The 23,809-nt window shown below is 64.0% G+C and carries 23 protein-coding genes; 12 read left to right on the top strand and 11 right to left on the bottom strand.

Going from position 1 to position 23,809, the window contains the following annotated elements; genetic code table 11:
- Nucleotides 1-82: 82 nt before the first annotated feature.
- The 3 genes from SBP01_RS10760 to SBP01_RS10750 form a co-directional block, all read right to left on the bottom strand.
- Nucleotides 83-1,636: an HNH endonuclease signature motif containing protein gene (locus SBP01_RS10760; protein ID WP_320535775.1), complete on the bottom strand. Its 1,554-nt coding sequence runs from the start codon at nt 1,634-1,636 to the stop codon at nt 83-85.
- A gap of 98 nt (nt 1,637-1,734) precedes the next feature.
- Nucleotides 1,735-2,040, bottom strand: coding sequence for a transcriptional regulator (locus SBP01_RS10755; protein ID WP_320535774.1), 306 nt, complete (start codon nt 2,038-2,040; stop codon nt 1,735-1,737).
- Nucleotides 2,037-2,504: a hypothetical protein gene (locus SBP01_RS10750; protein WP_320535773.1), complete on the bottom strand. Its 468-nt coding sequence runs from the start codon at nt 2,502-2,504 to the stop codon at nt 2,037-2,039. The genes SBP01_RS10755 and SBP01_RS10750 overlap by 4 nt, the downstream gene beginning before the upstream one ends.
- Nucleotides 2,505-2,666: 162 nt before the next feature.
- Here SBP01_RS10750 and SBP01_RS10745 point away from each other — a divergent pair, with 162 nt between their 5' ends.
- Nucleotides 2,667-4,451, top strand: coding sequence for a long-chain-fatty-acid--CoA ligase (locus SBP01_RS10745; RefSeq protein ID WP_414004297.1), 1,785 nt, complete (start codon nt 2,667-2,669; stop codon nt 4,449-4,451).
- Nucleotides 4,452-4,460: 9 nt separating this feature from the next.
- On the opposite strand, the gene SBP01_RS10740 is transcribed toward SBP01_RS10745, so the two are convergent.
- Nucleotides 4,461-5,018 (bottom strand): TspO/MBR family protein, encoded by a 558-nt coding sequence (locus tag SBP01_RS10740; protein ID WP_320535771.1) that lies wholly within the window; start codon nt 5,016-5,018, stop codon nt 4,461-4,463.
- 456 nt (nt 5,019-5,474) lie between these two features.
- Between SBP01_RS10740 and nrdH the strand changes: the two genes are divergently transcribed.
- The 4 genes from nrdH to nrdF all read left to right on the top strand — a co-directional run bounded on the left by nrdH (nt 5,475) and on the right by nrdF (nt 9,510).
- Nucleotides 5,475-5,720: a glutaredoxin-like protein NrdH gene (gene nrdH / locus SBP01_RS10735; RefSeq protein ID WP_275215743.1), complete on the top strand. Its 246-nt coding sequence runs from the start codon at nt 5,475-5,477 to the stop codon at nt 5,718-5,720.
- A 53-nt stretch (nt 5,721-5,773) separates the two neighbouring features.
- Nucleotides 5,774-6,247: a class Ib ribonucleoside-diphosphate reductase assembly flavoprotein NrdI gene (nrdI, locus tag SBP01_RS10730; protein ID WP_275215744.1), complete on the top strand. Its 474-nt coding sequence runs from the start codon at nt 5,774-5,776 to the stop codon at nt 6,245-6,247.
- Nucleotides 6,248-6,321: 74 nt separating this feature from the next.
- Nucleotides 6,322-8,442: a class 1b ribonucleoside-diphosphate reductase subunit alpha gene (gene nrdE / locus SBP01_RS10725; RefSeq protein ID WP_320538324.1), complete on the top strand. Its 2,121-nt coding sequence runs from the start codon at nt 6,322-6,324 to the stop codon at nt 8,440-8,442.
- Nucleotides 8,443-8,535: 93 nt separating this feature from the next.
- The gene (gene nrdF / locus SBP01_RS10720; RefSeq protein WP_320535770.1) at nt 8,536-9,510 is read left to right on the top strand and encodes a class 1b ribonucleoside-diphosphate reductase subunit beta; all 975 of its coding nucleotides are present in this window, start codon (nt 8,536-8,538) and stop codon (nt 9,508-9,510) included.
- Between the two features lie 341 nt (nt 9,511-9,851).
- Here nrdF and SBP01_RS10715 read toward each other — a convergent pair whose 3' ends face one another.
- A complete protein-coding gene (locus SBP01_RS10715) occupies nt 9,852-10,307 on the bottom strand; it encodes a hypothetical protein (protein WP_320535769.1) in 456 nt (151 codons plus the stop codon).
- Between the two features lie 926 nt (nt 10,308-11,233).
- On the opposite strand from SBP01_RS10715, the gene SBP01_RS10710 reads away from it, so the two are divergent.
- Complete coding sequence (locus tag SBP01_RS10710) at nt 11,234-12,676, top strand: aldehyde dehydrogenase family protein (protein ID WP_320535768.1); 1,443 nt, start codon at nt 11,234-11,236, stop codon at nt 12,674-12,676.
- 197 nt (nt 12,677-12,873) lie between these two features.
- On the opposite strand, the gene SBP01_RS10705 is transcribed toward SBP01_RS10710, so the two are convergent.
- Entirely contained in the window at nt 12,874-14,154 is a 1,281-nt protein-coding gene (locus tag SBP01_RS10705; RefSeq protein WP_320535767.1) for a Y-family DNA polymerase, read from the bottom strand.
- The gene (locus SBP01_RS10700; RefSeq protein WP_320535766.1) at nt 14,147-14,578 is read right to left on the bottom strand and encodes a translesion error-prone DNA polymerase V autoproteolytic subunit; all 432 of its coding nucleotides are present in this window, start codon (nt 14,576-14,578) and stop codon (nt 14,147-14,149) included. The genes SBP01_RS10705 and SBP01_RS10700 overlap by 8 nt, the downstream gene beginning before the upstream one ends.
- A gap of 247 nt (nt 14,579-14,825) precedes the next feature.
- Here SBP01_RS10700 and SBP01_RS19770 point away from each other — a divergent pair, with 247 nt between their 5' ends.
- Nucleotides 14,826-15,356 (top strand): MBL fold metallo-hydrolase, encoded by a 531-nt coding sequence (locus tag SBP01_RS19770; protein ID WP_414004296.1) that lies wholly within the window; start codon nt 14,826-14,828, stop codon nt 15,354-15,356.
- Here SBP01_RS19770 and SBP01_RS10690 read toward each other — a convergent pair.
- Entirely contained in the window at nt 15,247-15,537 is a 291-nt protein-coding gene (locus SBP01_RS10690) for a hypothetical protein (protein WP_275215748.1), read from the bottom strand. The genes SBP01_RS19770 and SBP01_RS10690 overlap by 110 nt on opposite strands.
- 947 nt (nt 15,538-16,484) lie before the next feature.
- Nucleotides 16,485-17,255, bottom strand: a complete 771-nt coding sequence (locus SBP01_RS10685) for an SDR family NAD(P)-dependent oxidoreductase (protein ID WP_275215769.1) — start codon at nt 17,253-17,255, stop codon at nt 16,485-16,487.
- 332 nt (nt 17,256-17,587) lie between these two features.
- Here SBP01_RS10685 and SBP01_RS10680 point away from each other — a divergent pair, with 332 nt between their 5' ends.
- A complete protein-coding gene (locus tag SBP01_RS10680; protein ID WP_320535764.1) occupies nt 17,588-17,977 on the top strand; it encodes a hypothetical protein in 390 nt (129 codons plus the stop codon).
- Between the two features lie 207 nt (nt 17,978-18,184).
- Nucleotides 18,185-18,448: a hypothetical protein gene (locus SBP01_RS10675; RefSeq protein WP_275215750.1), complete on the top strand. Its 264-nt coding sequence runs from the start codon at nt 18,185-18,187 to the stop codon at nt 18,446-18,448.
- Nucleotides 18,449-18,576: 128 nt separating this feature from the next.
- On the opposite strand, the gene SBP01_RS10670 is transcribed toward SBP01_RS10675, so the two are convergent.
- Together SBP01_RS10670 and SBP01_RS10665 are read right to left on the bottom strand one after the other, a co-directional pair.
- Nucleotides 18,577-18,924 (bottom strand): cytoplasmic protein, encoded by a 348-nt coding sequence (locus SBP01_RS10670; protein ID WP_275215751.1) that lies wholly within the window; start codon nt 18,922-18,924, stop codon nt 18,577-18,579.
- Between the two features lie 627 nt (nt 18,925-19,551).
- Nucleotides 19,552-20,631 (bottom strand): hypothetical protein, encoded by a 1,080-nt coding sequence (locus SBP01_RS10665; protein WP_320535763.1) that lies wholly within the window; start codon nt 20,629-20,631, stop codon nt 19,552-19,554.
- Nucleotides 20,632-20,706: 75 nt separating this feature from the next.
- On the opposite strand from SBP01_RS10665, the gene SBP01_RS10660 reads away from it, so the two are divergent.
- The 3 genes from SBP01_RS10660 to SBP01_RS10650 all read left to right on the top strand — a co-directional run bounded on the left by SBP01_RS10660 (nt 20,707) and on the right by SBP01_RS10650 (nt 23,807).
- Entirely contained in the window at nt 20,707-22,143 is a 1,437-nt protein-coding gene (locus SBP01_RS10660; protein WP_320535762.1) for a phenylacetate--CoA ligase family protein, read from the top strand.
- A gap of 312 nt (nt 22,144-22,455) precedes the next feature.
- Entirely contained in the window at nt 22,456-23,649 is a 1,194-nt protein-coding gene (locus SBP01_RS10655) for a glycosyltransferase family 2 protein (protein WP_320535761.1), read from the top strand.
- A gap of 11 nt (nt 23,650-23,660) precedes the next feature.
- Nucleotides 23,661-23,807, top strand: a complete 147-nt coding sequence (locus tag SBP01_RS10650; RefSeq protein WP_275215755.1) for an LPXTG cell wall anchor domain-containing protein — start codon at nt 23,661-23,663, stop codon at nt 23,805-23,807.
- The last annotated feature ends 2 nt before the right edge of the window (nt 23,808-23,809 follow it).

Raw genomic sequence — 23,809 nt, 5'->3', positions numbered from 1 at the left:
CCCTGACTATGCCGGATTGGGAGCTTTGGCTGCTTGGGAGCTTTGGCCGTTTGAAGTTTTGGATGATTGAAGGAGACCCTCCTCAGGCCCGGGCGTGGAGGAACCGGTCCAGATCCTCTTCTCCGAGGGATATTCCAAGGTGGACGCGGTCCGGATGGTCGGGCCAGTGGGGTGGTTCCCAGTCCTGGTGTTCGCTTTTGTAGTGCCGGCCGGACGGGGAGATCCAGCCCGGGGGTTGGTCGCGGGTGGCGGGGGTGGGCTGCCAGGTGCTGGTGTGCCTGAGCCGGTGGTGTTTGGGGCAGGTTTGTCCCAGGTTGGAAACTCCGGTGGTGCCGCCGTTGGCCCAGGCGAGGAGGTGGTCCGCTTCGTTGTCCAGTGAGTTGTTCGAACAGCCCGGGAAGGGGCATTTGCCGTCCCGCAGCCGCAGCCATTGCCGCATGGCCTTGGTGAGCCGGTAGCTGGTGCGGCCGATTTCCAGCGGCGCCCCGTCGCGCGGGTCAATCAGGACCCGGTGGAACGACTCGGCCCCGTTCGCTACCAGGTCCCTGGCCATCGACGCCGGGATGGGACCGTAACCGTCCAGCATGGCCGGCTCCTCGGTGGCCCCGAGCAGCGAGAACACCGGCACGGTCACCAGCACCTGGGCCCGCGGCGACGGGACCTGCCCCGGGTCGTGTTCTTCAGAGCTCCCATTCCTGGCCGGGTCCCCGCTGCTGCCCGGGCCTCCGTTGCTGCCCGGGCCTCCGCTGCTGGCCGGGTCCCCGCTGTTGCGCAGGTCCGTGGTGGTCAGGTCCGCGGTGGTCAGGAGGGCGGCGGCGAAGACATCGGCGCGGAGTTGGGTGAGGGTCCGCTGCTCCGCCGGGCCCTGCAGGCCCCGGGAGATGGCGGTGGTCCGGTTCCAGATGGCTGCCGCCTGGTCCCCGGGGAGGTAGGCGGTGATCCAGGCCATCCCGTCCTGGTCCGGGCAGTACTCAACCCGCCGGTCCAGGACACCCTTGGCGTGGCGCGTCTCGATGCTCTCGGCGTGGTGGCGTTCGCGCCAGGTACGGGCCCGGTGACGGAACCGGGACGCCGGCATTTCCCCGGCGGGACAGCCCCGGGCGGCGTCCGGTGCGTCCGGGTCCAGGAAGTGGGCCTCCAACGCAGCTGCACCTTCGGCATCAAGGGTGGCGGCTTCGTCCGCCATGACCCGGGCATGCTGCCAGGAGATGCTGCCGGCTTGCAGACCGGCCAAGGTCAGCGGCAAGGTAGTGGCCAGGGCGTGGGAAACGGCCAGGAACGAACCCGCGGCCCGGTCACCGATGCTCAGGGCACACGCGACCTCCGCGGTCACCGCCATCTCCTGGGCCGGCACCGAAGCATCCGGAGCCGCTGCCGCCTGGACGGTGTCCGCGTACGTCATGGCAGCCCGGGCCTTCAACCCAGCCATTTGCGCGTCAGCGGCCGCGGCCCCGGCCAGAACGTCCAGGCAATCCTCGGACAGACCCCGCAACGGATCGCCCTCCGCAGAAAACGCATCGCCGCCGGGTCCCCTGCCCAGGCCCCCACCCGACACGCCGGCGCGCACTTCGGCATGGAGCACAGCAATGGCCGCGGTGATATCCGCAAACGCCTTCGTCACTGCCGGGTTCCTCATACACCCATCATCACAAGGGGGTCTGACATTCAACCGAGACGGCAGTAAAGGGCCGGATTATCCTTCCGCCGACGGCTGGAATTCTTGCCGCCGCCGGGTCAGTTGTCTATGCCGGCGATCTGCTGCAATGCACGCAGGTGCGCGTCGAACGCGTTCCGGCCGGCCGGAGTGAGGGCAACCCAAGTCAGGCGCCGGGCATCGGTGCGCGAAGCCGATGCCGCTTTGATCAGGCTGATGTATTTGGCTTCCGCGAGGGCTTTGAGGTGCTTCGACAGTGTGGCATCCGAGAGGCCAAGGGTGTCGCGCAGCACGGCGAAGTCCATCTGGTTTACCGGCCGTAAGAGGCCGCAGATCCGCAGCCTTGCGGGCGCGTGGATGAGGTCGTCGAACCGGGGCGTGGTCACCTGCGCAGCTGATCCAGCGCCGAGCGGTAGGCGATGCCTGCCAGCCAGGTAACCAGAAGAAAGGCGGACAGACTTGTGAGCGTCACGGCCCAGCGGGCACCGACGGAAACCAGGCCGAGTGAGATGGAAAACAGGGCCAGGCAGAGTGCCAGAATTGCGACCAGCATGAATGCTGCCCGCGGGCCCATCTTTCGGAACCGGATGCCGGTTTCGCGCCGGATCAGGTGGAATATCACCAAAGCTGCCACCAAGCCCAGCCATGCCGAAGCCGGGGGCTCGTAGTTCTCGCCGGGATTCGCCACTGCGGCTCCAGCCACCCACCAGGCCGCCAGGGCTCCGAGGGCGGCCAGTAGCGCCGTCGGGACATGTACGCTGTCGGCCAGTGCCTGCCGGTCAAGAGCCAGGTCCCGGAGGGTGGCCGCGGCGTCCTCGGACGATGGGGGCATCCCAAAGTTAGTTTCCATGTTGGAAAGTCTATAGTGAGATTCCATTGTGGCAAGTGACGTCGGGACGAAGCGAGGACGTCCACGGCCCGGATTTCCAGACACGCCCCCGCGCGCCGGTAGGATTCTTGCGGCGTGCAGATTGCGCGCACACTCGGCAGATTCCGGCGGCAAGGACTGATGATGAAGAAGACCACGCGGAAGACGTCCGACGACGATACAGGGCAGGGTGCCGCAGCCCAGCCGGGTCAGCCCTGGAGTGAGCGCCCGTGGACGAATTCCTACGGGCCGGGAGTCCCGGCGGACCTTGTGTTGCCCAAGGGATCGCTGGTTGACCTCCTGGATCAGTCCGTCCGCCGCTACGGTTCCAAGACGGCCCTGGAGTTCTTCGGCGCCGGCACCAGCTACCGTGAGCTCGGAAAACTCATCCGCCGGGCCGCGGCCGGCCTGAAGAAGTTGGGGGTCAAAGCCGGCGACAGGGTGGCCCTGGTGATGCCGAACTGCCCGCAGCACGTGGTTGCCTTCCACGCAGTGCTGCGCCTTGGCGCGGTGGCGGTCGAACACAACCCGCTCTACACGGACCGCGAACTGCGGCACCTGTTCGAGGACCACGGTGCCGCCGTCGCGATTGTGTGGGACAAGGCCGTGGAGCGGGTCCGGCAGCTGCCGGCCGACGTCGGACTCCGCACGATTGTCTCGGTGGAACTGATCCCCGCGATGCCGCTGCCGCAGCGGCTGGCACTGCGGCTCCCGGTTCCTGCCGCCCGAAAGGCCCGTGCCGCCCTCACCATCGGCAGGGGCGAAGCGAAGGGCCGCACGGCGCCTGCCGTTCGCCCGGTCATGCCGTGGCGGGAACTCCTCGGCGCGGGTGAGCTCAAAAAGAAGCATCCCCGCCCCGCCGCCCAGGACCTGGCCGTCCTCCAATACACCTCCGGCACCACCGGGCTGCCTAAGGGCGCCATGCTCACCCACGCGAACCTGCAGGCCAACGCAGCGCAGGGGCGGGCCTGGGTGCCGGGGCTGAAAGAGGGCCGGGAGACGGTCTATGCCGTCCTGCCGATGTTCCACGCCTACGGTCTTACGCTGTGCATGACGTTTGCCCTCAGCATCGGGGCGAAGCTGGTCCTGTTCCCCAAGTTCGACGTTGACCTGGTGTTGAAGGCGCTCCGGAAATCGCCGGCCACCTTCCTGCCTGCCGTGCCACCGATCTATGACCGCATTGCCGCCGCCGCTGCGGAACGCGGCATCGGGCTGGACAGCATCCGCTTCTCCATCTCCGGCGCCATGAACCTGCCCGCCACGACTGTTGACACCTGGGAAAAAGCGACCGGCGGCTATCTCATCGAAGGCTACGGGCTGACCGAGACGTCGCCCATCGCCATCGGCAACCCGTTCGGCCCGAGGCGGAAACCCGGCACCGTTGGGGTGCCGTTCCCGCTGACGGACATCCGGGTGGTGGATCCGAAGAACGTGGCCCTGGACCGGGCCCCGGGGGAGGAAGGGGAGCTGCTGATCCGCGGGCCGCAGGTATTTGCGGGGTACTGGAACCGGCCGGAGGAGACCGAAGAGGCCCTGCTCGACGGCGGCTGGTTCCGCACCGGCGACATCGTCTCGGTGGACAACGACTACTTCGTCACCATCCGGGACCGGATCAAGGAGCTGATTATCACCGGCGGCTTCAACGTCTCGCCCAGTGAGGTGGAAGATGTCATCGCCACCTTCCCCGGCGTATCCGAAGTCTCCGTAGTAGGGCTGCCCCGGCCCGGCGGGGGAGAGGACGTGGTGGCGGCGGTGGTCCCGATCCCGGGCAGCACCCTCGATTCCGCGGCGCTGTTGGCCTATGCCCGGGAGCAGCTGACAGCCTACAAGGTGCCCCGCAGGGTGGTTGTGCTCGGTTCGCTGCCGCGTTCGCTTATTGGCAAAGTCCTGCGCCGGGAGATCCGGGACACCTTGGTGGCCCGGGACTGAACCGGCAGGCTACTTCTGCTGGATGCCAGTTCCGGGGTTGAGCCTGGCGATTGCCGTGGACAGGATGGTGGCGAAGCCACACCAGGCCGCATAGGGAGCAAGCGACACCCCGGCCCGTTGGTTCAGCCGGTAGGTCCGCCGGACCAGGTCGGTGCTGCTGGCCGCCAGCACTGCCGCCTCCGCCGCAGCGAGCCAGGGCCGGCGTGAGCGCCAGAAAAGCCAGCTCCAGGCAGCATTGAGGACGAAGTTGGTGGCCAGGGCGCCGCGATAGGCGCGGATTTCCTGCTTCCTCGCTGTGCCGCCGGGCTTCTGGCTGCCAGCCCCGGTGCCACTGGTTTTCCTGTTCCCGCTGTCTTCTCCGTTGCTACTGTCCAGGGCGGCCGCGGAGCTGACGGCAAGGTCCGCGTACAGTGCGGTCCATACAACAGGGAAAGCGAGGGCCGGCGGCTGCCAGTCCGGCTTGCGCAGCTGGCGGTACCAGGAGCTGTTAGGGTCCGTAGCCGCTCCGCCGGCGGCGGCAGTCGCGGCTGTGGCGGCCGCAGTCCACGCTAGTGTCTTCAATTTCATGCTGACCCTCAATTCCCTTGGAGTCCCCGCTACAGATGTAGCCCAGGTCCGGCTTCTGTGAGGGCAGTCGCCCACACGGTTGATGGTACGGGGTGGCCGCCGCTTCGTCCCGGGTCCATGGGCCCCTCACAACATGTAGTGCTGACCACTACATGTTGTGGTTGGCGGCACTGTTCTGGCCGCCGTTCCGGGCATGGCGACACGCCGTCCAGAACGCGACACGCTGGCCGTTAATTGTTGGGAAGTACTCCACAGGGTGTGGATTTCGTCCGCAAAAAACGCTGGAATCCGGACATTTTGAAGGCCGGTGCCTGTGGATTAAAAGTGCATTAAATGACATACTTGTAATACATCATCTTGGGGTTCCGAAGAGCCGTCTGCACTACATGTAGTATCGACGTACAGCTTGGGCGGGACAAAGACGAGCGAAGATTTCGATAAAGGGGACAGGGAACCATGACCGTTACGGTTTACACCAAGCCTGCATGTGTGCAGTGCAATGCAACGTACCGAGCGCTGGACAAAAAAGGCATCGCCTACCAGAGCGTTGACATCTCCCAGGACGCCGAGGCACTGGAGCGCCTGAAGGCACTTGGCTACATGCAGGCACCTGTTGTGGTCACCGACCAGGACCACTGGTCAGGCTTCCGCCCGGACAAGATCGAGGAACTGGCACAGGCTGCCGTCTCCTCCGTGGCCTAGCCTCAACTTCCAGCCAACCGGCATTTTTTCGACCCACACATGAGGTGACTCCCGTGGCAGCACTGGCAGAAGCCAGGGCCCAGGCGGCCCCGTTGCCGCCTGTCACCACGCACAGCCGGCTTATCTACTTTTCCTCCACTTCCGAGAACACCAGCCGCTTCGTCGCCAAGTTGGGCGTCGACGCGGCGCGGATCCCGCTCCAGGCCAAGGACGCCCCGCTCCTCGCCACCGAGCCGTACGTGCTGGTGGTTCCGACATACGGCGGCACCGGGGGTGCGGGCTCAGTGCCCAAGCAGGTCATCCGCTTCCTGAACAACCCGCAGAACAGGCAACTGATCCGCGGGGTCATCGGTGCAGGCAACACAAACTTTGGGGACAACTACTGCATGGCCGCGGACATCATCGCGGCGAAATGCCACGTACCCCCGCTCTATCGCTTTGAACTTATGGGCACGCCAGAAGACGTGGCCCGCGTAAACAATGGATTGGACACGTTTTGGACACGACTGTCGCAGACACAGAAGTAACCAGGGCCGAAGGCCAGGGCACCCGCGCGAGTGCCGCCGTCGAGAAGCACGGCGTCGACCTCGAGAAGCCTGAGATGCCGGCCGCCTACAAGGGGTTGGGTTATCACGAGCTCAACGCCATGCTGAACCTCTACGGCCCGAACGGTGAGATCCAGTTCGGGGCGGACCGCGAGGCTGCCCACCAGTACTTCCTGCAGCACGTGAACAACAACACCGTCTTTTTCCATGACCTGGAAGAGAAGCTCGACTACCTGGTGAAGAACCAGTACTACGAGCGCGAAACCCTCGACCAGTACACGATGAACTTCATCCGCGAGCTCTACAACCGCGCGTACAAGAAGAAGTTCCGCTTCGAGACGTTCCTCGGCGCGTTCAAGTTCTACACGTCCTACACACTGAAGACGTTCGACGGCAAGCGTTTCCTGGAACGCTACGAGGACCGTGTCTGCATGGTGGCCCTGCACCTGGCCCGCGGCGACGAAAAGCTGGCCATGCAGATGGTGGACGAGATCATCGAAGGCCGCTTCCAGCCGGCCACCCCCACATTCCTGAATGCGGGCAAGCGCCAGCGCGGCGAGCTGGTCTCCTGCTTCCTGCTCCGCATCGAAGACAACATGGAGTCGATCGGCCGGTCCATCAACTCGGCGCTGCAGCTGTCCAAGCGCGGCGGCGGTGTGGCGTTCGCGCTGACCAACATCCGCGAAGTGGGCGCCCCCATCAAGCAGATCGAGAACCAGTCCTCCGGCGTTATCCCCGTGATGAAGCTCCTCGAGGACAGCTTCTCCTACGCCAACCAGCTCGGTGCCCGCCAGGGTGCCGGTGCTGTGTATCTGCACGCGCACCACCCGGACATTTACCGTTTCCTGGACACCAAGCGCGAGAACGCGGACGAGAAGATCCGCATCAAGACCCTCTCGCTGGGCGTTGTCATCCCGGACATCACGTTCGAGCTGGCCAAGAAGGACGAGGACATGTACCTGTTCTCCCCGTACGACGTCGAAAAGGTCTACGGCATGCCGTTCTCCGACGTCTCGGTCACCGAGAAGTACTACGAAATGGTGGACGATTCCCGGATCAAGAAGACCAAGATCAAGGCGCGTGAGTTCTTCCAGACGCTCGCCGAGATCCAGTTCGAATCCGGCTACCCGTACATCATGTTCGAGGACACCGTGAACCGGGAAAACCCGATTGACGGCAAGATCATCATGTCCAACCTGTGCTCGGAGATCCTCCAGGTTTCGCAGCCCACCACGTACCACGATGACCTGTCCTACGACCAGACCGGCAAGGACATCTCCTGCAACCTGGGCTCGCTGAACATCGCCAAGACGATGGACAGCCCGGACTTCGGCCTGACCATCGAGACGGCCATCCGGTCCCTCTCGGCTGTCTCGGACATGTCCAACATCACCTCGGTGCCGTCCATCGCCCGCGGCAACGACCAGAGCCACGCCATTGGCCTGGGCCAGATGAACCTGCACGGCTACCTTGCCCGCGAGCGGGTCCACTACGGCTCCGAAGAGGGCCTGGACTTCACCAACATCTACTTCTACTCGGTGGTCTACCACGCCATCCGCGCCTCCAACCTGCTGTCCATCCAGACCGGGCAGACCTTCGGCGGCTTCGAGAAGTCCAAGTACGCCTCGGGCGAGTTCTTCGACAAGTACACGGAGCAGGAGTGGGTGCCGCAGACCGAGAAGGTCGCGGAGCTGTTCAAGAACATCCACATCCCCACGCAGGATGACTGGCGCGAGCTGAAGGCTTCGGTCATGAAGCACGGCATCTACAACCAGAACCTGCAGGCTGTGCCGCCCACCGGCTCGATCTCCTACATCAACAACTCCACCTCCTCGATCCACCCGGTGGCGTCCAAGATTGAGATCCGCAAGGAAGGCAAGCTGGGCCGCGTGTACTACCCGGCGCCGTACCTCACGAACGACAACCTGGAGTACTACCAGGACGCGTACGAGATCGGCTACGAGAAGGTCATCGACACCTACGCCGCCGCCACCCAGCACGTGGACCAGGGCCTGTCCCTGACGCTGTTCTTCAAGGACACCGCCACCACGCGCGACATCAACCGGGCCCAGATCTACGCCTGGAAGAAGGGCATCAAGACCATCTACTACATCCGTCTCCGCCAGCTCGCGCTGGAAGGGACCGAGGTGGACGGCTGCGTCAGCTGCATGCTTTAATCTTCAACTAAATCGGTGAGTGTACGACGGCGGGTGCCCGCCCGCCGTCGTACGCTTAACTTCAAAGAACCAACCCAACTTTTAGGGGATGACATGACCGAGAAGGTCAAGCTGCTTAGCCACGTCGAAGCGATCAACTGGAACCGCATCCAGGACGACAAGGACGTAGACGTCTGGAACCGCCTAGTCAATAACTTCTGGCTGCCGGAGAAGATCCCGCTGTCCAACGACGTGCAGTCGTGGGCCACGCTGACCCCGGACGAGCAGCAGCTCACCATGCGCGTATTCACCGGCCTGACCCTGCTGGACACGGTGCAGGCAACAGTAGGCGCCGTCTCCCTGATTCCGGACGCGATCACCCCGCACGAAGAAGCGGTGTACACCAACATTGCTTTCATGGAGTCGGTGCACGCGAAGAGCTATTCCTCCATCTTCTCCACGCTGGCCTCCACCAAGGAGATCGACGAGGCATTCCGCTGGTCCACCGAGAACGCGAACCTTCAGAAGAAGGCGCAAATCGTCATGGACTACTACCAGGGCGATGACCCCCTGAAGCGCAAGGTGGCCTCCACGCTGCTGGAGAGCTTCCTGTTCTACTCGGGCTTTTACCTGCCCATGTACTGGTCCTCACGAGCCAAGCTGACGAACACCGCTGACCTGATCCGCCTGATCATCCGCGACGAAGCCGTGCACGGCTACTACATCGGCTACAAGTTCCAAAAGGGCCTCGAAGGCCTGTCCGAGGAGCGCAAGCAGGAGATCAAGGACTACACGTTCGAGCTGCTCTTCGAGCTGTACGAGAACGAGGTCCAGTACACGCACGATCTCTACGACTCCGTGGGCCTGGCCGAGGACGTCAAGAAGTTCCTGCACTACAACGCCAACAAGGCCCTGATGAACCTGGGCTACGAAGCCATGTTCCCGGCGTCCGTCACCGACGTGAACCCGGCCATCCTCTCGGCACTGTCCCCGAACGCCGACGAGAACCACGACTTCTTCTCCGGGTCAGGTTCGTCGTACGTAATCGGCAAGGCTGTCAACACTGAGGATGAGGACTGGGACTTCTAGTCTTCGTCTTCTGAACCTCTGGCCATCCTGAATGAGCGGCCCTATCTGCTGATGCATGGGAGCCCGGGCAAAGATCGTCTCCACGTTGGCACACATTCGGTCAACGGATCCGCAGCGGATGCCGGCGGAGCGATCAGCGCCAAAGCTGCGAGTGCTGCCGTCAACGTGGCGGCGGTTAAGTAGTGGGGAGTTTCGGGCGCACAGCATTTACCCCCCTTGGTTACTGAACGGAAATGCCGCCCTGGCCTGCGGCTCAAGGTCGTGGGCGCGGCCTGCATGCTCTCAGGGGACTCGTCCTTTTCTCCAGTGACTAGATAAATCGTTCAGAGGATTTTGCAGAATCACAAGTGTGGTTGCACGCTGAGCACAATGGTGTTGGGTTCGTTTGGATCGGGGCTGGCGACGTTCAGGATGTAGTCATACGCACCGTCATTTCCCGTGGCCTCACAGACAGTCGTGTTACCGATGGCGTCGCCCCGCCGCTGGCAGTTCCTTTCAATCTTCATCTCAAAGCCGACCCCGGAGATCACTGACTTGAGTTCATCCAGGGAGGTCTCTTTGCCTGCATCCCAGCGCTTGGAGATGCTCGGGCACGGATTGGGGCTCATGCACAGGAAGCGCTCCGGCCGGACAATTTCCGACTCCTGCTTCCAGTCGGCAGGAATGGCGAAGCGATCGACCCGGGCGACAAAATCCGCAGTAACCCTGTCTTCAGTAGCCCGGACAATATAGAGCGCAGTCGTAACGGCGAGCACCAGGGCGATGACAATGGTGATGATTGCTGTTTTTTGCTTCACTGTGTTCCCCCAGAGCCATCAGTGCAGGCACCGCCGCCGGACAGCCGGCGTGGTAATGACTGCATCGTATGCTCATGTCTGCACTTTGTCTGCGTCAATGTCCTACCCTGCCGGGCGACGTCGGCACTGAGGATTTCCGCCGGGGGTGATCTCCATCGCTGTCGGTTTCTGGGGCGGCAGTGCCGCCATGGCATTGACCTCGGTGAGCGCCATGCTCGGGCCCCGCTCGCTTCTCCTGGCTGGCCGTCCCGGTCGGCTTCGCTGCGCTTTGCAGCGTCACGACCGGATGCAACGAGTTGGTCATTTTTACTTCGTTTGATCGGTAACCACTCCGGGACCGGGCGGGGGTGCCCTGAACGGGTGCTGCTTCCGGAGGAGCGTGCCCGGATTCAAGGTGCCATCGCGCTCCTCAGCCAAGACCCACGGCCGCCCAAAGCAATTGCCTTGAGCTGCCGTCCAGGTCGCTTGGTCGCGTGTTCACTAGAGAAGAGCAGCGCGTCTCCGGAAGAAGTGGTCAGGACGTTCAACTACATTCAGGCTAAGGCGGTTCGGGTGGCCCTGAAAGTCGCCCAGAGGCGCGGCGAGGTCGGACATCTCGACTTCCTTTATTAGCCCGTCTGGCGACGGTATCCACCCTTAGACCGTTCAACTGATGGGCCGTCTGCTGGAGCTCAGTCGGCGGCGAGGCCGGCGTCGGCCCTGCCAGCAGGGGGGTTGCCCGGCGCTGCCGCTCAAGCGGTATGGACCCCTTCAAGATGAAAGGTCTAGTGGTGCGCTCTCCCTAGCAGTAGCCTCAGTGTCTGATCACCTCTGTCTGCGAGTCCTCTTGGGGATGCCTACGGGCAGAGGCCCGCTAAACGAGCCTCATGCGAAGGCGTTCGCGGCGTGATGGGCGTGATGGCGTGCTACGTCGTTAGGAGAGGGCTATGACGGTCGGGTTGCAGGCGGCAGAAGCCGGGAACTTTGTCGATGGTGAGCTCAGCGTCGGCCCAAACGTGAGCGTGTCGCGGTCACCTGCTGACGGGTCCGCTCTGGGGTCCTACACGGACGCCGATGAGGCGCAGGTGCACAGGGCCCTCTCGGGCGCCTGCAGGGCGTTTGGCGAGACTGATTGGGCATCGGACAGGCAGCTTCGGCATAAGGTACTCAATCAGCTCGCCGACCGTATTGAGACTCGCAGCCCAGAGTTAGCGAAGATGCTCGCGCGGGAGAACGGAAAGCTCGTGGGGGAGGCCCAAGGTGAGGTGGGAGGTGCGCCCGCGACGCTCCGCTACTGCGCCGCCCTGGCCCTGACCTCAACTGGGCGCGCGGCGGAGGTCCGGGCCGGCTTACACATGTCCTCAGTACCTGAACCAGTCGGTGTTGCCGGAGTCATCGTCCCGTGGAATTCGCCGGTCATCCTCTCGGTCCGTTCATTTGCCCCGGCTCTTGCCGCCGGCTGCACCGCGGTGGTGAAGATGCCCTCGCAGACAGCGCTTGTGAATGGCATCCTCCATGAGATCTATGCCGACACGCCCGGTCTCCCACCCGGTGTCCTCAGCTCACTCACCGAGTCAGGGGACCTGCTCGCCCGGGAGCTTGTAACGTCGCCGCTCGTCGGCGCCCTCTCATACACCGGAAGCACGCGCGTGGGCCGGGAGATCATGGCGGGCGCTGCGCCCACGCTCAAGCGGGTCCTGCTGGAGCTCGGCGGAAAGACGCCGATGATCGTGTTCGATGACGCTGATCTTGACCGGGCCGTGCCGGTCCTGACGAAAGGCGTGACGGTCTTTGCAGGCCAGTTCTGTATGACCGGCTCCCGAATCCTTGTTCAGCGGGGTGTGAGCGGCAGGCTTCGGGAACGGCTCGCCGCGGCCCTCGACGCCGTCGTGGCTGGCCCGGGCGATGATCTGAGCAGCGACATTGGCCCCATGATCGATGCTGCCAGCGCCGGCCGTGTCGATGAGTTTGTACGTAGGGCCATCGACGCGGGGGCGAAGCCGCTGGTCCGTGGCGGCCTCATTGTCGCGGGCGGCGCCTTCTACCGACCGAGTCTTCTTGAAGTGGACAACGTAGAGAGCGAAATCGTCCAAGAGGAAGTCTTCGGCCCCGTGGCGACGTTTGAAGTCTTCGACACCGAGGACGAAGCCGTCGCTTTGGCCAATGGAACCCGATACGGGCTTTCCGCGGCGGTCTGGACCCGGGACGTTGACCGACCTCTCAGGGTGGCCCGAGGGCTCAAAGCCGGAACTGTGTGGACCAACTCCTGGGTGGTCATGGCCGACCAGTTCGAGGAAGGCGGGTTCAAGCAAAGCGGCCTGGGCCGTCTCAGGGGACCACGAGCCCTTGAGGAGTTTCAGGAGTACAAGACGTATGTCCACCCTGTATAGATCGGAAACTCACGGACGGACGGACGCGGTCTCTTAACCGAACGGTCTGCTTCAACATTTTCCGGGCGCCCTTCTTTTGGCTTCTGGCCTGGGAGGACACCACGGCGGCATGTGCTCACTGGAGAGCTACAGGATCAGGGGGCACTGACGCGTCTGGATTCCTGGGGCCAGACCTTCGTGCAGGCGGTGCGTGGATTTTAGGCGGCCTTGACGAGGGGGAGTTCGTCCCAGTGGGTGGTGTACCGGGGTGAGAGCATGTCCCGTTTCATGGTCCAGTCCCGCCCGCCGCGGATCCCGGCGTGGCCGAGGCCGATGGAGCCGCGGCCGTACCGCTTGGCGACGTCTTCGAGGAGGGACCCGATGTGGCGTTCCTCGTGCGGGTTCTCGAACAAGGCCAGGGGTGGCTGGTTGCCGGTGGGCCGCAGGTCGGTGACCATGATCCCGGCCCTGGCGTACCGGATGCCCTCGTTGACGGAGGGGAGGAGGGCGTGGGCGGCCTTGGTCAGGATCACGGGGTCGGCGGTGGGCATCGGCAGCGGCACACAGACCGAGGGGTAGGAGGTGTCCTGCGCGTTGTAGTGGGAGGTTCCGGCGAATGCGGTCAGGACCTTGGCCAGCCGGGCGGACGCCTGCTGCCCGTAGACGCTCATGACCTGGCGGATCCCGGCGGCGGTGGTGATGGGTGTGGCGAAGGAGCGGGAGAAGATCAGCTGGTCCCGCCCGATGCGTTCTTCCTCCATGGGGATGCACGGGGTGCCCTGGAGTTCCAGGACGGTGCGCATCATCACAACGGAGAAGCGGTCCCGGATCATCACCGGATCGGCCCGGGACAAGTCCAGGATCGAAAAAATACCCATCACGTTCAGCCGCTTCGTCAGCCGGGTGGCGACACCCCAGATCTCGATCACCGAGAGCCGGCCCATGAGCCCTTCGCGTTCTGATGCGGGGATGGAGTCCCAGTGGCAGACCCCGCCGAACGCCCGGTTGTTCTTCGCCCACTTGTTCGCCAGCTTCGCGAGGGTCTTGGTAGCGGCAATGCCGACGCAGACGGGCACGCCGACGTTCCGCCGGACCGCGGTCCTCATCTCACTCCCCAGGGCGAGGAGTTCGGGCGGGGTGCCTTTGACGCCGAGGAAGGCCTCGTCGATGCTGTAAACCTCGAGCCACGCTGAGTAGCGGCCCAGCAGTTCCATGACCCGGGCGCTGATGTCGCCGTAGAGCTCGTAGTTGCTGGACAGGGCAACCAGCCCCCATTCCTTGGCCCTGGGTGCGAGTTTGAACCAGGGCTCGCCAAGCGGGATGCCGAGGGCTTTGGCTTCGGGGGAGCGGGTGACGGCACAGCCGTCATTGTTGGACAGCACCACAACAGGCCGGCCCTCCAGCGACGGGTCGAAGGCCCGTTCGGCGGAGGCGTAGAAGCAGTTCACGTCCACGTGCGCGATCTGCGGCATCTGCCGCATCAAAGCCGGCTTAGACATGGTGCAGGCACCGGGTGGCGACACCCCAGATGATCAGGTCAGACAAGGCTGGTACCCGGATGTCCGGATAGGCCGGGTTCTCCGCCTGCAGCACCACCCCGGCCGGGGTCATCCGCAGCCGCTTGATCGTCAGCTCCCCGTCCAGCACGGCGATGACCACGCACCCGTCGCGCGGCTCCAGCGCCCGATTCACGATCAGTTCATCGCCATCGCTGATCCCGGCGCGTTCCATCGAGTCTCCGGAGACCCGGACCACGTAGGTGCTGGTGATGTCCTTGATCAGGTGCTCGTTCAGATCGATCCGGCCATCAAAGTAGTCCTGTGCCGGCGAGGGGTACCCGGCAGCGACCGGCACCGGGGAGATCAGCACCGACAACAAAGACACGCCCGCGTCTATCACGCGGGGACCGACAATAACGCCCACAACACACCTTTATTCGAATATATGTTCGATTCCTTCAGTGTACTCGCATGCCCGGACATTACTCATTTAGCCCGTCGCACCCACGCGACGGAGGTCCCCCTGCTGCCGTTGAAGTCACGTCCCGGAGACGATGGGTGCGACTTGTGACGACAGCACTGCCTATCAGGTTGAAGGCGATCCTGACTCAGAAAAATCGCTCCGTCTGCGGCGCAATTTCGGCAAAACGGGGAAAACGCACTGCAGCTAACTGGGCAACACGAAGGGCCACATCAGCCTGCTGCAGGAGGATGATGGAATCCTGTTTGTCGGGGATGCGGTAGCCACCGTGACAGGGACTTTGACCCGTGCACCTTCGGCGTTCACCGCGGACGCTGACGAAGCTGAACTTTCGCTGCGCAAACTCAGCGAACTGCATCCAGCCAGGATGCTTTTCGCTCACGGGCCCGGGATCCTGGACCCGGTCTCCCAGCTTCTAGAACTACTAGCCACAAACGGGGAGGGAATCGTCGCCACCCTTTGTGCCGGGGCCAGTCGTTGCCGGCGGCGCGGTACTCGATCAGCTCAGCGAGTCGGCGGCCCGAGCGGGCAGCGTTGTCGGCCTCTCAGGTGGCCGGTACTCCCAGCCCGGGACGATGTTCAAGGCATCCCGGTGGGCGGGGGAAGGGCACCTACTGCGGCGTCCTGCCGGCGGCGGTGCAGCCAAGCACCCAGTGCCTTTTCCGCGGTGCCTGCCCGCCCGTTGTTGGCGGTCGGCCCTCCGCCTTGTGGAACGCGATGATGTCATCGAGGTTCCGCTGGCCGGCGGAGGTCTTGCGGGTGACAGCTCGCAGCGCAGCCTTGCGGGCGTCACGGAGAGTGGGGTCGTCCCGACCGGCCAGGTGAAGGCGATACCTGACGGTGCTCGACGGCGCGCCGGTATCGAGAGCGATTTTCGATGATGGGATGCCCTGCCGGTACATATGAACCCACTCCGGGTAGGATGCGCGGCGTTTGGCGGTAGTAATGGGGAGAAAGCCTATCGGGCCGACAGTGGGCCAGCCTCACCCAGGAAGGCCGGGCGATTCGGAAGCGGCGGAGTAGAAGGGGCCAGCGATGGCTGGGGGTGGTGCGACGACCATAGATCGCGCCACTCACCGCCGGCCCCGCTTCACACATTAGGCGAGCTCACTTGCGGCGTACATTGGGCGCGGTACCTGTTTAGAGGGTTAGGGGCTACCCGCTCCCGGCCGGGCGGCTCAGGTGAGGCCGAGGGAGGCTTCCAGGAGGACGACTTCGAGTCCAGTGGCTGACCCGGAGGGCCTATCGCGCTCCGGAAACATCCCCCATTCGTTCAACGCTGCCTGAGAGCAGGATCTTGATGGCAATAACGAGGTATTGGCGTTCGACCGGGCAACCAAACAACCTCAAACGCCTCTGGCCTGGGGGGCAGGGGTTCCCGGGGAGAGGCCTGTAGGCGGAAGAAGCGGCGGTTCGACTGCGTGTAGATCCAGAATCGTGATCTCGGCTTCGTCCATGGAAGGGAACCCAGACTCAGCGAGGATTTTATTGAAGCCCTCACTGGCGAAGCGTGTCCTCATCAGATCCTCGGACTCCCATACGCCGATCAGATAGAGTGGGCCGTCGCCTAGCGCGCAATGATGCCGCAGTTCTCCAGGCGGTCCGCCAGCATCCATGATCACTTTATGTGCCCGATCATACGCTCGAGTCAATTCTTCGACGTCCCCACGAAAACGGGCGATTAGGAGTACTGGCATATGTGCCTCCGGTCTGACATTCTTGTCCCTTAAAGCGTAGCTGCGTACATCGCCTCGATCGAGTGAGTGTGTCAACCATCCCTGGCCCCGGTAGGGCGGATATGTCTGGTCCAGTTCCAGACACCGAGCTCCCGTAGTGAAGGCGTGCGGCCTCAACCGCTGACCTTGAACGCCGGTGTTCCTGCGAGCCGGCCACCGTCGACGGTAAGCACGGTCCCGGTGACGAACGAGGACTGGTCTGAGCACAGCCAGAGGGCTGCGGCGGCAACATCGCCGGGAACACCGATCCGGCCCAGCGGTACGGTCGCGGCAACCCCGTCCTGGGCCGCCTGCCCTGCAGCGGCGAGCCGGTCGGTAAGTATCGGTCCGGGAGCAATCGCATTCACCCGGATTCCCTGGGCGGCGTAGTCCAGGGCCGCCACGCGGGTGAGGCCACCGACCCCGAACTTGCTCGCAGTGTACCCGGTGAGGCCGGCGACGCCCTGCTCTCCAGCGGTGGATGACATGTTCACAATCGCTGCACCGGTTCCGGTCTCAAGCATGAGTTCGATTTCGTACTTCAGGCACAGGAAGACTCCGCGCAGGTTCACGGCGATGGCCCCGTCGAAGTCTTCAACCGTCCACTCGCCTAACGGTGCCGGCGGCCGGCCGCCGCCCGCGGCGTTATTCACCGCGGCATCCAGACGTCCGCACCGCTCACGAATTTCCGCCAGAAGAGCCTTCACAGAAGCCTCGTCCCTGACGTCAGCGGGGACGGCCGTGGCCTGGAGCCCGTCCGACTTCAGGACCTGCACCTGGCGCGACAAAGCATCCTGATCCCGCGCGGTTAGAACAACGTGTGCACCGGCGCGTGCCAAGGCGTCCGCGATGGCTGCCCCGATGCCCCGGCTCGCCCCAGTAACCAGGGCGACCTTCCCAAACATCACTGGGTGGGCTCCGGATCCGGCATGGTCTGCTCCTTATTCCGGGACTCGCACCGGCCCTGGCGAGATGCCTTTGCTACGGCTCAGGCGTCGGCGCCGGCCTGGGGTGAATGGCTCGCAGGTCCGCCGGTGAGGGCTGTCACCGCGGCGCGCAGCCGGGGCTCATCCGTTGTGGTGTCCATGGCGCCAGTCTAGAAGCAAATGACCGAGTGCGAACACCCCGCATTGGCGCCGCATGAATACTCCACAGAGAAACGAACCGTCATTCGTCGTAGGCTCACCAGAGTTGCCAGGCCCCGGGCACTCTAAGCTCAGGGGTAAGGGGGATGACGATGTCTGATGCAGGGCGCCGGCGGGCTGGAACCATCGCGTGGGTCCTGCTTGTCCTCGCCTCGATGGCCATGATCGGCTACGGGATCTGGCGTGCCGGCTGGCATATCTGGCTGCCCGTGCCAGCCGATCAGGAACAGGTCTGGATCGGCAATCGCTTCATCTTCGCCGGCTGCGCACTGTCCGTCACGTCCGCAGTCTGGTCGGGTGCGCGGGAGAACCGCCTCTGGGTGACCATCTGTGTCGGGCTGCCGGGGGCTCTCGTGGGATGGGCGACACTGGATAACCCCTACGACCTGAAGCGGTACGTGGCCGCCGTCGTGGCTTACCCAATGGCCTTGGGCGGGGTCGCTGAGGTCATCAGGGTGCGCGGCCGCCGGCAAACGGACTGATCAGCAGCCCTGGAACAATCCCTGCGACCTCAGGGCAAAATGCGGACCGTTGACAGCCTGGTCAGCGTGGGAGTAATACAGCTTTGGACGGCTCAGTCCGGGTCGCCGCAGGCAAATTGTGTACGCGCCCCCAACGATCAAGGGCTGCAGCGTTCGACCCAAGGACCGTCCGGAGCACATGGCGCGGCACGCTTCAAAGGAGAAGCCATGGCTGTTTCAATCATCCTTCACCGGGTCGCCGACTACGACGCATGGCGCAAAGTCTATGACTCGGTGAGTGACATGCAGAACGACGGCGGGGTCAGCCAGGCATCCGTGTACCGGATGGCCGATGATCCGAACAATGTCCTCGTGATCCACCATTTCGACAATGTAGAAACCGCGAAGGCATTCTTCGGCCGGAAGGACCTGAAGGAAGCCATGCAGCGGGGCGGTGTTCAGGGCGAACCGCGCATCGAAATCTTCGAGTAGACGCCGGATTTCTACGAGGACACCGGCTTGAGCCCACCGGAACGTCAATCCCTAGTCCTGAAAGCTGGCGTTCCGGGACGCTGCCGTACGGTACGCGAGGAAGACAACTGGCATGACCGAGGAGCGAACTAGGAGGGTGTCGGTCCCAAGTGTTCTGTCGCACCATCGGGAGACGGGCGGGATTCTTTGAGTTCGATGAAGAACGTGTGGGTGTCGGTCGCCCCGATGTTTTCTCCGGAGTGCTGCTGTGCGGGCACCCAGCGCGCGACTCCGGCAGGTAGCTCCACCTCCATTGAATTCCCGTTGGACGAGATCCGGCGGCGGAAAGAACTAAGCGTGATCATCACGCTGTCGGGGTGGTTGTGTTCGGTTGTCGCGTGCCCGGGGGAGTCGACATACTCGAGCACGCGTACACGTTCATTTTCAAAGGCCACCCGATAATTAGCCGGGTTGGTCTGGACCGGATCCTTTGCCATGGACGGAATATACGCCTTGGCAGCATCGAGGACCAGAGACTTCGGGGCGCCTTTTTGTCCGGGCCCCCCATCCCCGATAGAAAGACCCCCGTGAAGAAGAGTATTTTCGCCCATCTAACGACAACAGGGCCGACGTGATGGCGGCACAGAATGTGCAACATCCTGCCGGGCCAGCAGTGGCCACCGCAGTGCTGACCTTGGGGTTCCTGTTTCGGCGCTCTTACCTGCGCTGGGGTGCCACAGCTGACGAAGTAGAAGGCGAGATGCCCGGGGCGCCGACCGCATCCATCCGGAGTGGCAGGACATTAAATTAGGCGACCGTTTCCACTTGGATCCGGCTGCTTCCGCAGACCTTGAGGTAGGCCGCGTGGATACCGGCAGCGCCCTCGTCCTGCGCGTTCCGCCCGATTTCCCTCCCGGACCGTTCGACTTCACCTGGGCATTCGTACTCCGACAGCAGGCTTCTGCAATACTTCTGGCACTGTTGGCCCCTCCTCGTCCGTGCGGAGGACCGGCGCAGCGTCGGGAGACCCACCCTCGCGGATCAGGGTGACGGCCCGTTCGGTGTGGTCGACCGGGGCGCCCCCCGGGATGCCATGCTCGCCGCGGTGGAGGGCGCCGGCGGTGCTATCGCCGGTGCGGCAGGCCTGCCGTAGACCCCCCTTTGAGCGTGAGTACGGCCAGACCCAGCATCTCGAGCCCGGTCCAGGCGAGCGTCCCGCCCCAAATCTCGGGGGAGAAGCTGAGGGCCCCGTCGTGCAGCGCCACGCCGGCGAAGTACGCGGCCCAGAACACGACGGGGGAGAGCGCCGCAGCGGTCATGATTCTTCCGTGGCGGCCCGGAGCCGGGCGGACCACGGCCCACACCAATCCCACTAGCACGGAACCGACGAGGGCTGCCGGCACCAGCCAAGCGTCCCGCATCGCCACCATAAGCTGCATCGCCACGGAGGGGACGAATGCCATGGCCGCGGGCACTGCCGCGTTTAGGTGCCAGCGCAGCGACAGCAACAGGACGGGCACGAAGAGCACGACCGTTGAGACAAAGAAGGATCCCAGGGCAACCAAGATGCCCGACGACGTCGGAGCGGCCACCGCGGACTGTCCGGCCGGCCCGGCGTAAGTCTGAACGAGCCCGTGGCGCGCGAAGACAGCGAATTCCTGCAGGATGAACGCCGCGACCATGCCGGAAAGCATCGCGCTCACGAAGGCCGGAACCAGCTGTGACCGTGACCGCACTGGCGCATTCCATGCGGCGGAAAACGGAGCGCTGAGGATCAGGAATCCGCCCGCAGCGAGTCCCAGATGGGACGGGCTGAACAGCGCTTTGAGGTTCTGTTCAATGCCGAACACCGAATGCCAGGCAAAGTCGGCCGCCCCGGAGGCCAGGAAGAGCACGACGCCTGCCGCCGCCGGTCCGTAGCCGGCCGGGATCGCTTCCGTCCACCGCGCACCCGGTGCATGCCGGCGCCACGTCAGGGCCGCGAGCCAGAGGGCACAGACAGCAAAGCCCGAGTAGAGGACCGCGTGCCAAGGGGTGAAGAAGGTCTCAAGGTCATGGAGGTTGTTGTGGGCCCAACCGTCCACATAGGTCCCGGCGAGGAGCCATACCCCGGCGGCGAGGGTGATGGTGTCTTCAGGGACCGTCGTGGGGCGGTGGACTGGTACCGGCGGAATGGCCAAGGCGTTAGCTGCTGCAGCGTCCATGGTTCCACAGTATGACTCGCCGCCTTTCGGGGCGAGTCTCTGTTCTGGCAGGAGTATCCATTCCTAGAATCGACCATGGGAACACCACGAGGAGATGTGCTCCGGGACCGTCGGGGCGATGCGCGGCGGGTGTGGTGGGACGCGTATCGCACCCACCGACGCGGCAGAGAGGCCATCCGTACCGGGCAGCGGGAGCGTCTGGCGGACCTGCTGGCGTTTGCCCGCGAGCATTCGGCCTATTACCTGGAACTGTACCGGGGGCTGCCTGAACGGGTTGAGGACGTCACTGTTTTGCCGGTGACGGATAAGCCCACGTTGATGGCCCACTTCGATCAGGTGCTTACGGACCCCGCGGTCACCCGTGCAGCGGTTGAGGAGTTCGTGGCGGACCCAGCCCGGATCGGGGAGCGGTTCGCGGGGAAGTACTTGGTGGCCACCACCGCCGGAACCACTGGAACCCGGGGTTTGTTCGTGCTCGATGACCGCTATTGGGCAGTAACTTCGGGGCTGATTACGCGGTTGGCCGCTGGTTGGCTGTCGGTGCGTCAGCTGGTGCGGCTTCTCTCCTCAAGGGCCAATGTTGCGATGGTGGTAGCCACAGGCGGGCACTTCCTGTCCGTGGCTGCGAGTACCCGGGAGATGCGGGAAAAGCCCCGGCGCCACCGGCAGCTGCGGATTCTTTCGGTCCATCGCCCCCTGCCCGGCTTGGTGGCCGAACTAAACGCTATCCGCCCGGTGGTGCTTGGCGCCTATGGAAGTGCGCTGCGCCTGCTGGCCAGCGAGCAGGAAGCAGGACGGCTGCGGGTTAGCCCGTTGTTGGTGCTGAGCACTGCTGAGGGCCTGCCGCCGGACGAACGGGTTCGCCTTGAGCGTGCCTTTGCGGCGCCGGTGCGGGAAATATATGGCTGCACCGAGTCCGGCTATGTCGCCTCCGGTTGCGCCGAGGGCTGGTTGCACCTACTCGAGGACTGGGTGATTCTTGAACCCGTCGACGCCGACCGCCGCCCCGTGCCGCCGGGGGTGGTCTCACACACCGTACTTCTGACGAACCTGGCCAACCGCATCCTACCGATCCTGCGCTATGACGTCGGGGACAGGGTGTTAATGAAGCCGGTCCCGTGCGTATGCGGTAATCCGGCGCCCGCTTTGCGCGTGGAAGGACGGTCCTCCGATGTGCTCGTCTTTCCCATCGCCGACGGCCAGGGCACGGTCGCAGTACCCCCGCTGGCGCTGGCCACCGTCCTCGACGGGACCCCCGGGGTGGAGCTGTTCCAGATAGTCCAGACTGCTCCTGCCCATCTTTCCGTCCGCCTGCGCCCAGAATTGGGCGCGGACGCCGAGCAGGTGCGGGCAGCGGTCCAACAGGGGATCACTGACCTGCTTACCGGCCTCGGTCTGGGCCACGTCGCCGTGGAGCCAAGCTCAGAGACCCCGCAACAGACTGCGGGCGGCAAATACCGCACAATCATCCCTCTAGCGCCCACAAGCCGTCCGACGCCCCCGTCATCGTGACGTCCCGGGAGCTCGGCACGGGATGAAGGGCTCAACCCCCAGGTTCCCGGCGTGGCCGGTCCTGCGCGGCGAAACTCCGAAGGTTCGCCCTGGCCTCGCGAATCGTGGGCAACATGTTTGTGCATAAGCGCAGGTCAGAGCCCAATCGACCGAATCAGCTGACTAAGTAATATCCAGCTGTCGCTTCCTTGAGCAAGACTTGATGTCAATTTATTCAACCTTGATGGGCAGCCGGGTCTAATTCTGAGATAGGGGCTATTAGCTGGGTTTGCAGGTCCCTCCGGGACATTGCCAAGTCCAGAAGGAGGCTCCATGTCCATGTCCGCCGCCCTGCCGTTGGTAGTTGATGCAAGGGACCGCCGGAGCGTCCGAGCCGCCGGGCAGATCACGTCGCCAGCCCCAGCGCCGGGGAAGACGACCACCGCCGCTTCCGGGCTGCGGATGGTGGTCCTGGTTCCGGCGTATAACGAGGCCGGATCAATCGGGGCAACGCTTGACGGCCTGATGATCCAAGTCCGGCCGGCGGATCTGATCGTGGTGGTGCCGAACGGTTGCACGGATGAGACGGCCCGCGAAGCGCGCAAATATCCGGTCACAGTGATGGAGCTGCCCCGCCTGGAACACCGCAAGTCCGAGGCGCTGAACCGCGCCTGGGCAGAGTACGCCTATGACGCGGATATCGTCATCTGCCTGGACGCCGATACGGTGTTGCCGCCGAACGCGCTGGCGGCCTGGGACCGCGAATTTGCTGATGAATCAGCGGCGATCCTGGGAGGTTCTTCCTCGAAGTTCACCATGCAGGACCCCGGCCTACTCAGCCGGCTGCAAAAGGCCGAGTTCGCGACCTGGACCGACACCACGCTGCGCCTGGGCCGGACGAGCGTGCTGGCTGGAACCGGCTGCGCCATCAACAACGAGGTCCTGAGGCGCATCGCCGCCCGAGAGGACCGGGACGGCCCCTGGGTATATACCTCCCAGGTTGAAGACTTTGAGCTGACCTACCGAATCCGGGAGCTTGGGTATGTCTGCCAGGTTTCACCGGACGTGCGGGCCTACACCGATTCCATGAAGTCCCTCAAGGCCCTCTGGGGTCAGCGGATGAAATGGCAGGTCGGCACCGTCGAGGATCTGCTCGCCCTGGGGTTCAACCGCCTGACGCTGCGCGACTGGGCCCAGCAGGCCATGGGCCTGTTAGGCGTCTTCCTCAAACTTCTGTGGATCATCGTCATCGTCCTCTCCATAACTCTCGGGGCTTTCCAGGTCGTTCTGTTCTGGTGGCTCGTGCCCATCCTGTTTGTGGCACTGGACATCAAACGGGCACTGCGGATACCGCACCGCGACTGGAAAGACATCCTGATTGCGGCGACCTTCTTCCCGCAGGAAATTTTCATGTGGCTGCGCTCGGGATGGTTCATTGCCTCCTGGTGGGCAGTACTAATCACCAAGATCACCCGGCGGCGCATCGACCGCTGGGAAGCGCAATACACAGCAGAGGAAATCAACTAACTATGTACGGAATGAACACCGCCATCCCCGCGTCCGGCGCGGCCCTGGCCTACACCGGCCTCAACATCGGCGCAGGCCTGCTGACAGCCCTCGGGATTCTGCTGATCGGCGCAGCAATGATCGCACTCGTCCGCCGAAACCCCGCCGCGCGGCCCTAACC

The sequence above is a fragment of the Pseudarthrobacter sp. IC2-21 genome (assembly GCF_034048115.1).
Classification (GTDB): Bacteria; Actinomycetota; Actinomycetes; order Actinomycetales; family Micrococcaceae; genus Arthrobacter; species Arthrobacter naphthalenicus.
This window is presented reverse-complemented; position numbering and strand designations above follow the sequence as displayed.

Excerpts from the sequence above, each read along its gene's own strand:
- nrdE (WP_320538324.1), top strand. The coding sequence starts at position 6,322 with ATGCCGGCCGCCTACAAGGGGTTGGGTTATCACGAGCTCAACGCCATG.
- SBP01_RS10740 (WP_320535771.1), bottom strand. The coding sequence starts at position 5,018 with ATGAAATTGAAGACACTAGCGTGGACTGCGGCCGCCACAGCCGCGACT.
- nrdF (WP_320535770.1), top strand. The coding sequence starts at position 8,536 with ATGACCGAGAAGGTCAAGCTGCTTAGCCACGTCGAAGCGATCAACTGG.
- nrdH (WP_275215743.1), top strand. The coding sequence starts at position 5,475 with ATGACCGTTACGGTTTACACCAAGCCTGCATGTGTGCAGTGCAATGCA.
- SBP01_RS10665 (WP_320535763.1), bottom strand. The coding sequence starts at position 20,631 with ATGGACGCTGCAGCAGCTAACGCCTTGGCCATTCCGCCGGTACCAGTC.
- SBP01_RS10655 (WP_320535761.1), top strand. The coding sequence starts at position 22,456 with ATGTCCATGTCCGCCGCCCTGCCGTTGGTAGTTGATGCAAGGGACCGC.
- SBP01_RS10690 (WP_275215748.1), bottom strand. The coding sequence starts at position 15,537 with ATGTACCGGCAGGGCATCCCATCATCGAAAATCGCTCTCGATACCGGC.
- SBP01_RS10650 (WP_275215755.1), top strand. The coding sequence starts at position 23,661 with ATGAACACCGCCATCCCCGCGTCCGGCGCGGCCCTGGCCTACACCGGC.
- SBP01_RS10750 (WP_320535773.1), bottom strand. The coding sequence starts at position 2,504 with ATGGAAACTAACTTTGGGATGCCCCCATCGTCCGAGGACGCCGCGGCC.
- SBP01_RS10745 (WP_414004297.1), top strand. The coding sequence starts at position 2,667 with ATGAAGAAGACCACGCGGAAGACGTCCGACGACGATACAGGGCAGGGT.
- SBP01_RS10685 (WP_275215769.1), bottom strand. The coding sequence starts at position 17,255 with ATGTTTGGGAAGGTCGCCCTGGTTACTGGGGCGAGCCGGGGCATCGGG.
- SBP01_RS10670 (WP_275215751.1), bottom strand. The coding sequence starts at position 18,924 with ATGGCAAAGGATCCGGTCCAGACCAACCCGGCTAATTATCGGGTGGCC.
- SBP01_RS10760 (WP_320535775.1), bottom strand. The coding sequence starts at position 1,636 with ATGAGGAACCCGGCAGTGACGAAGGCGTTTGCGGATATCACCGCGGCC.
- SBP01_RS10705 (WP_320535767.1), bottom strand. The coding sequence starts at position 14,154 with ATGTCTAAGCCGGCTTTGATGCGGCAGATGCCGCAGATCGCGCACGTG.
- SBP01_RS10710 (WP_320535768.1), top strand. The coding sequence starts at position 11,234 with ATGACGGTCGGGTTGCAGGCGGCAGAAGCCGGGAACTTTGTCGATGGT.
- SBP01_RS10675 (WP_275215750.1), top strand. The coding sequence starts at position 18,185 with ATGGCTGTTTCAATCATCCTTCACCGGGTCGCCGACTACGACGCATGG.
- SBP01_RS10680 (WP_320535764.1), top strand. The coding sequence starts at position 17,588 with ATGTCTGATGCAGGGCGCCGGCGGGCTGGAACCATCGCGTGGGTCCTG.
- SBP01_RS10660 (WP_320535762.1), top strand. The coding sequence starts at position 20,707 with ATGGGAACACCACGAGGAGATGTGCTCCGGGACCGTCGGGGCGATGCG.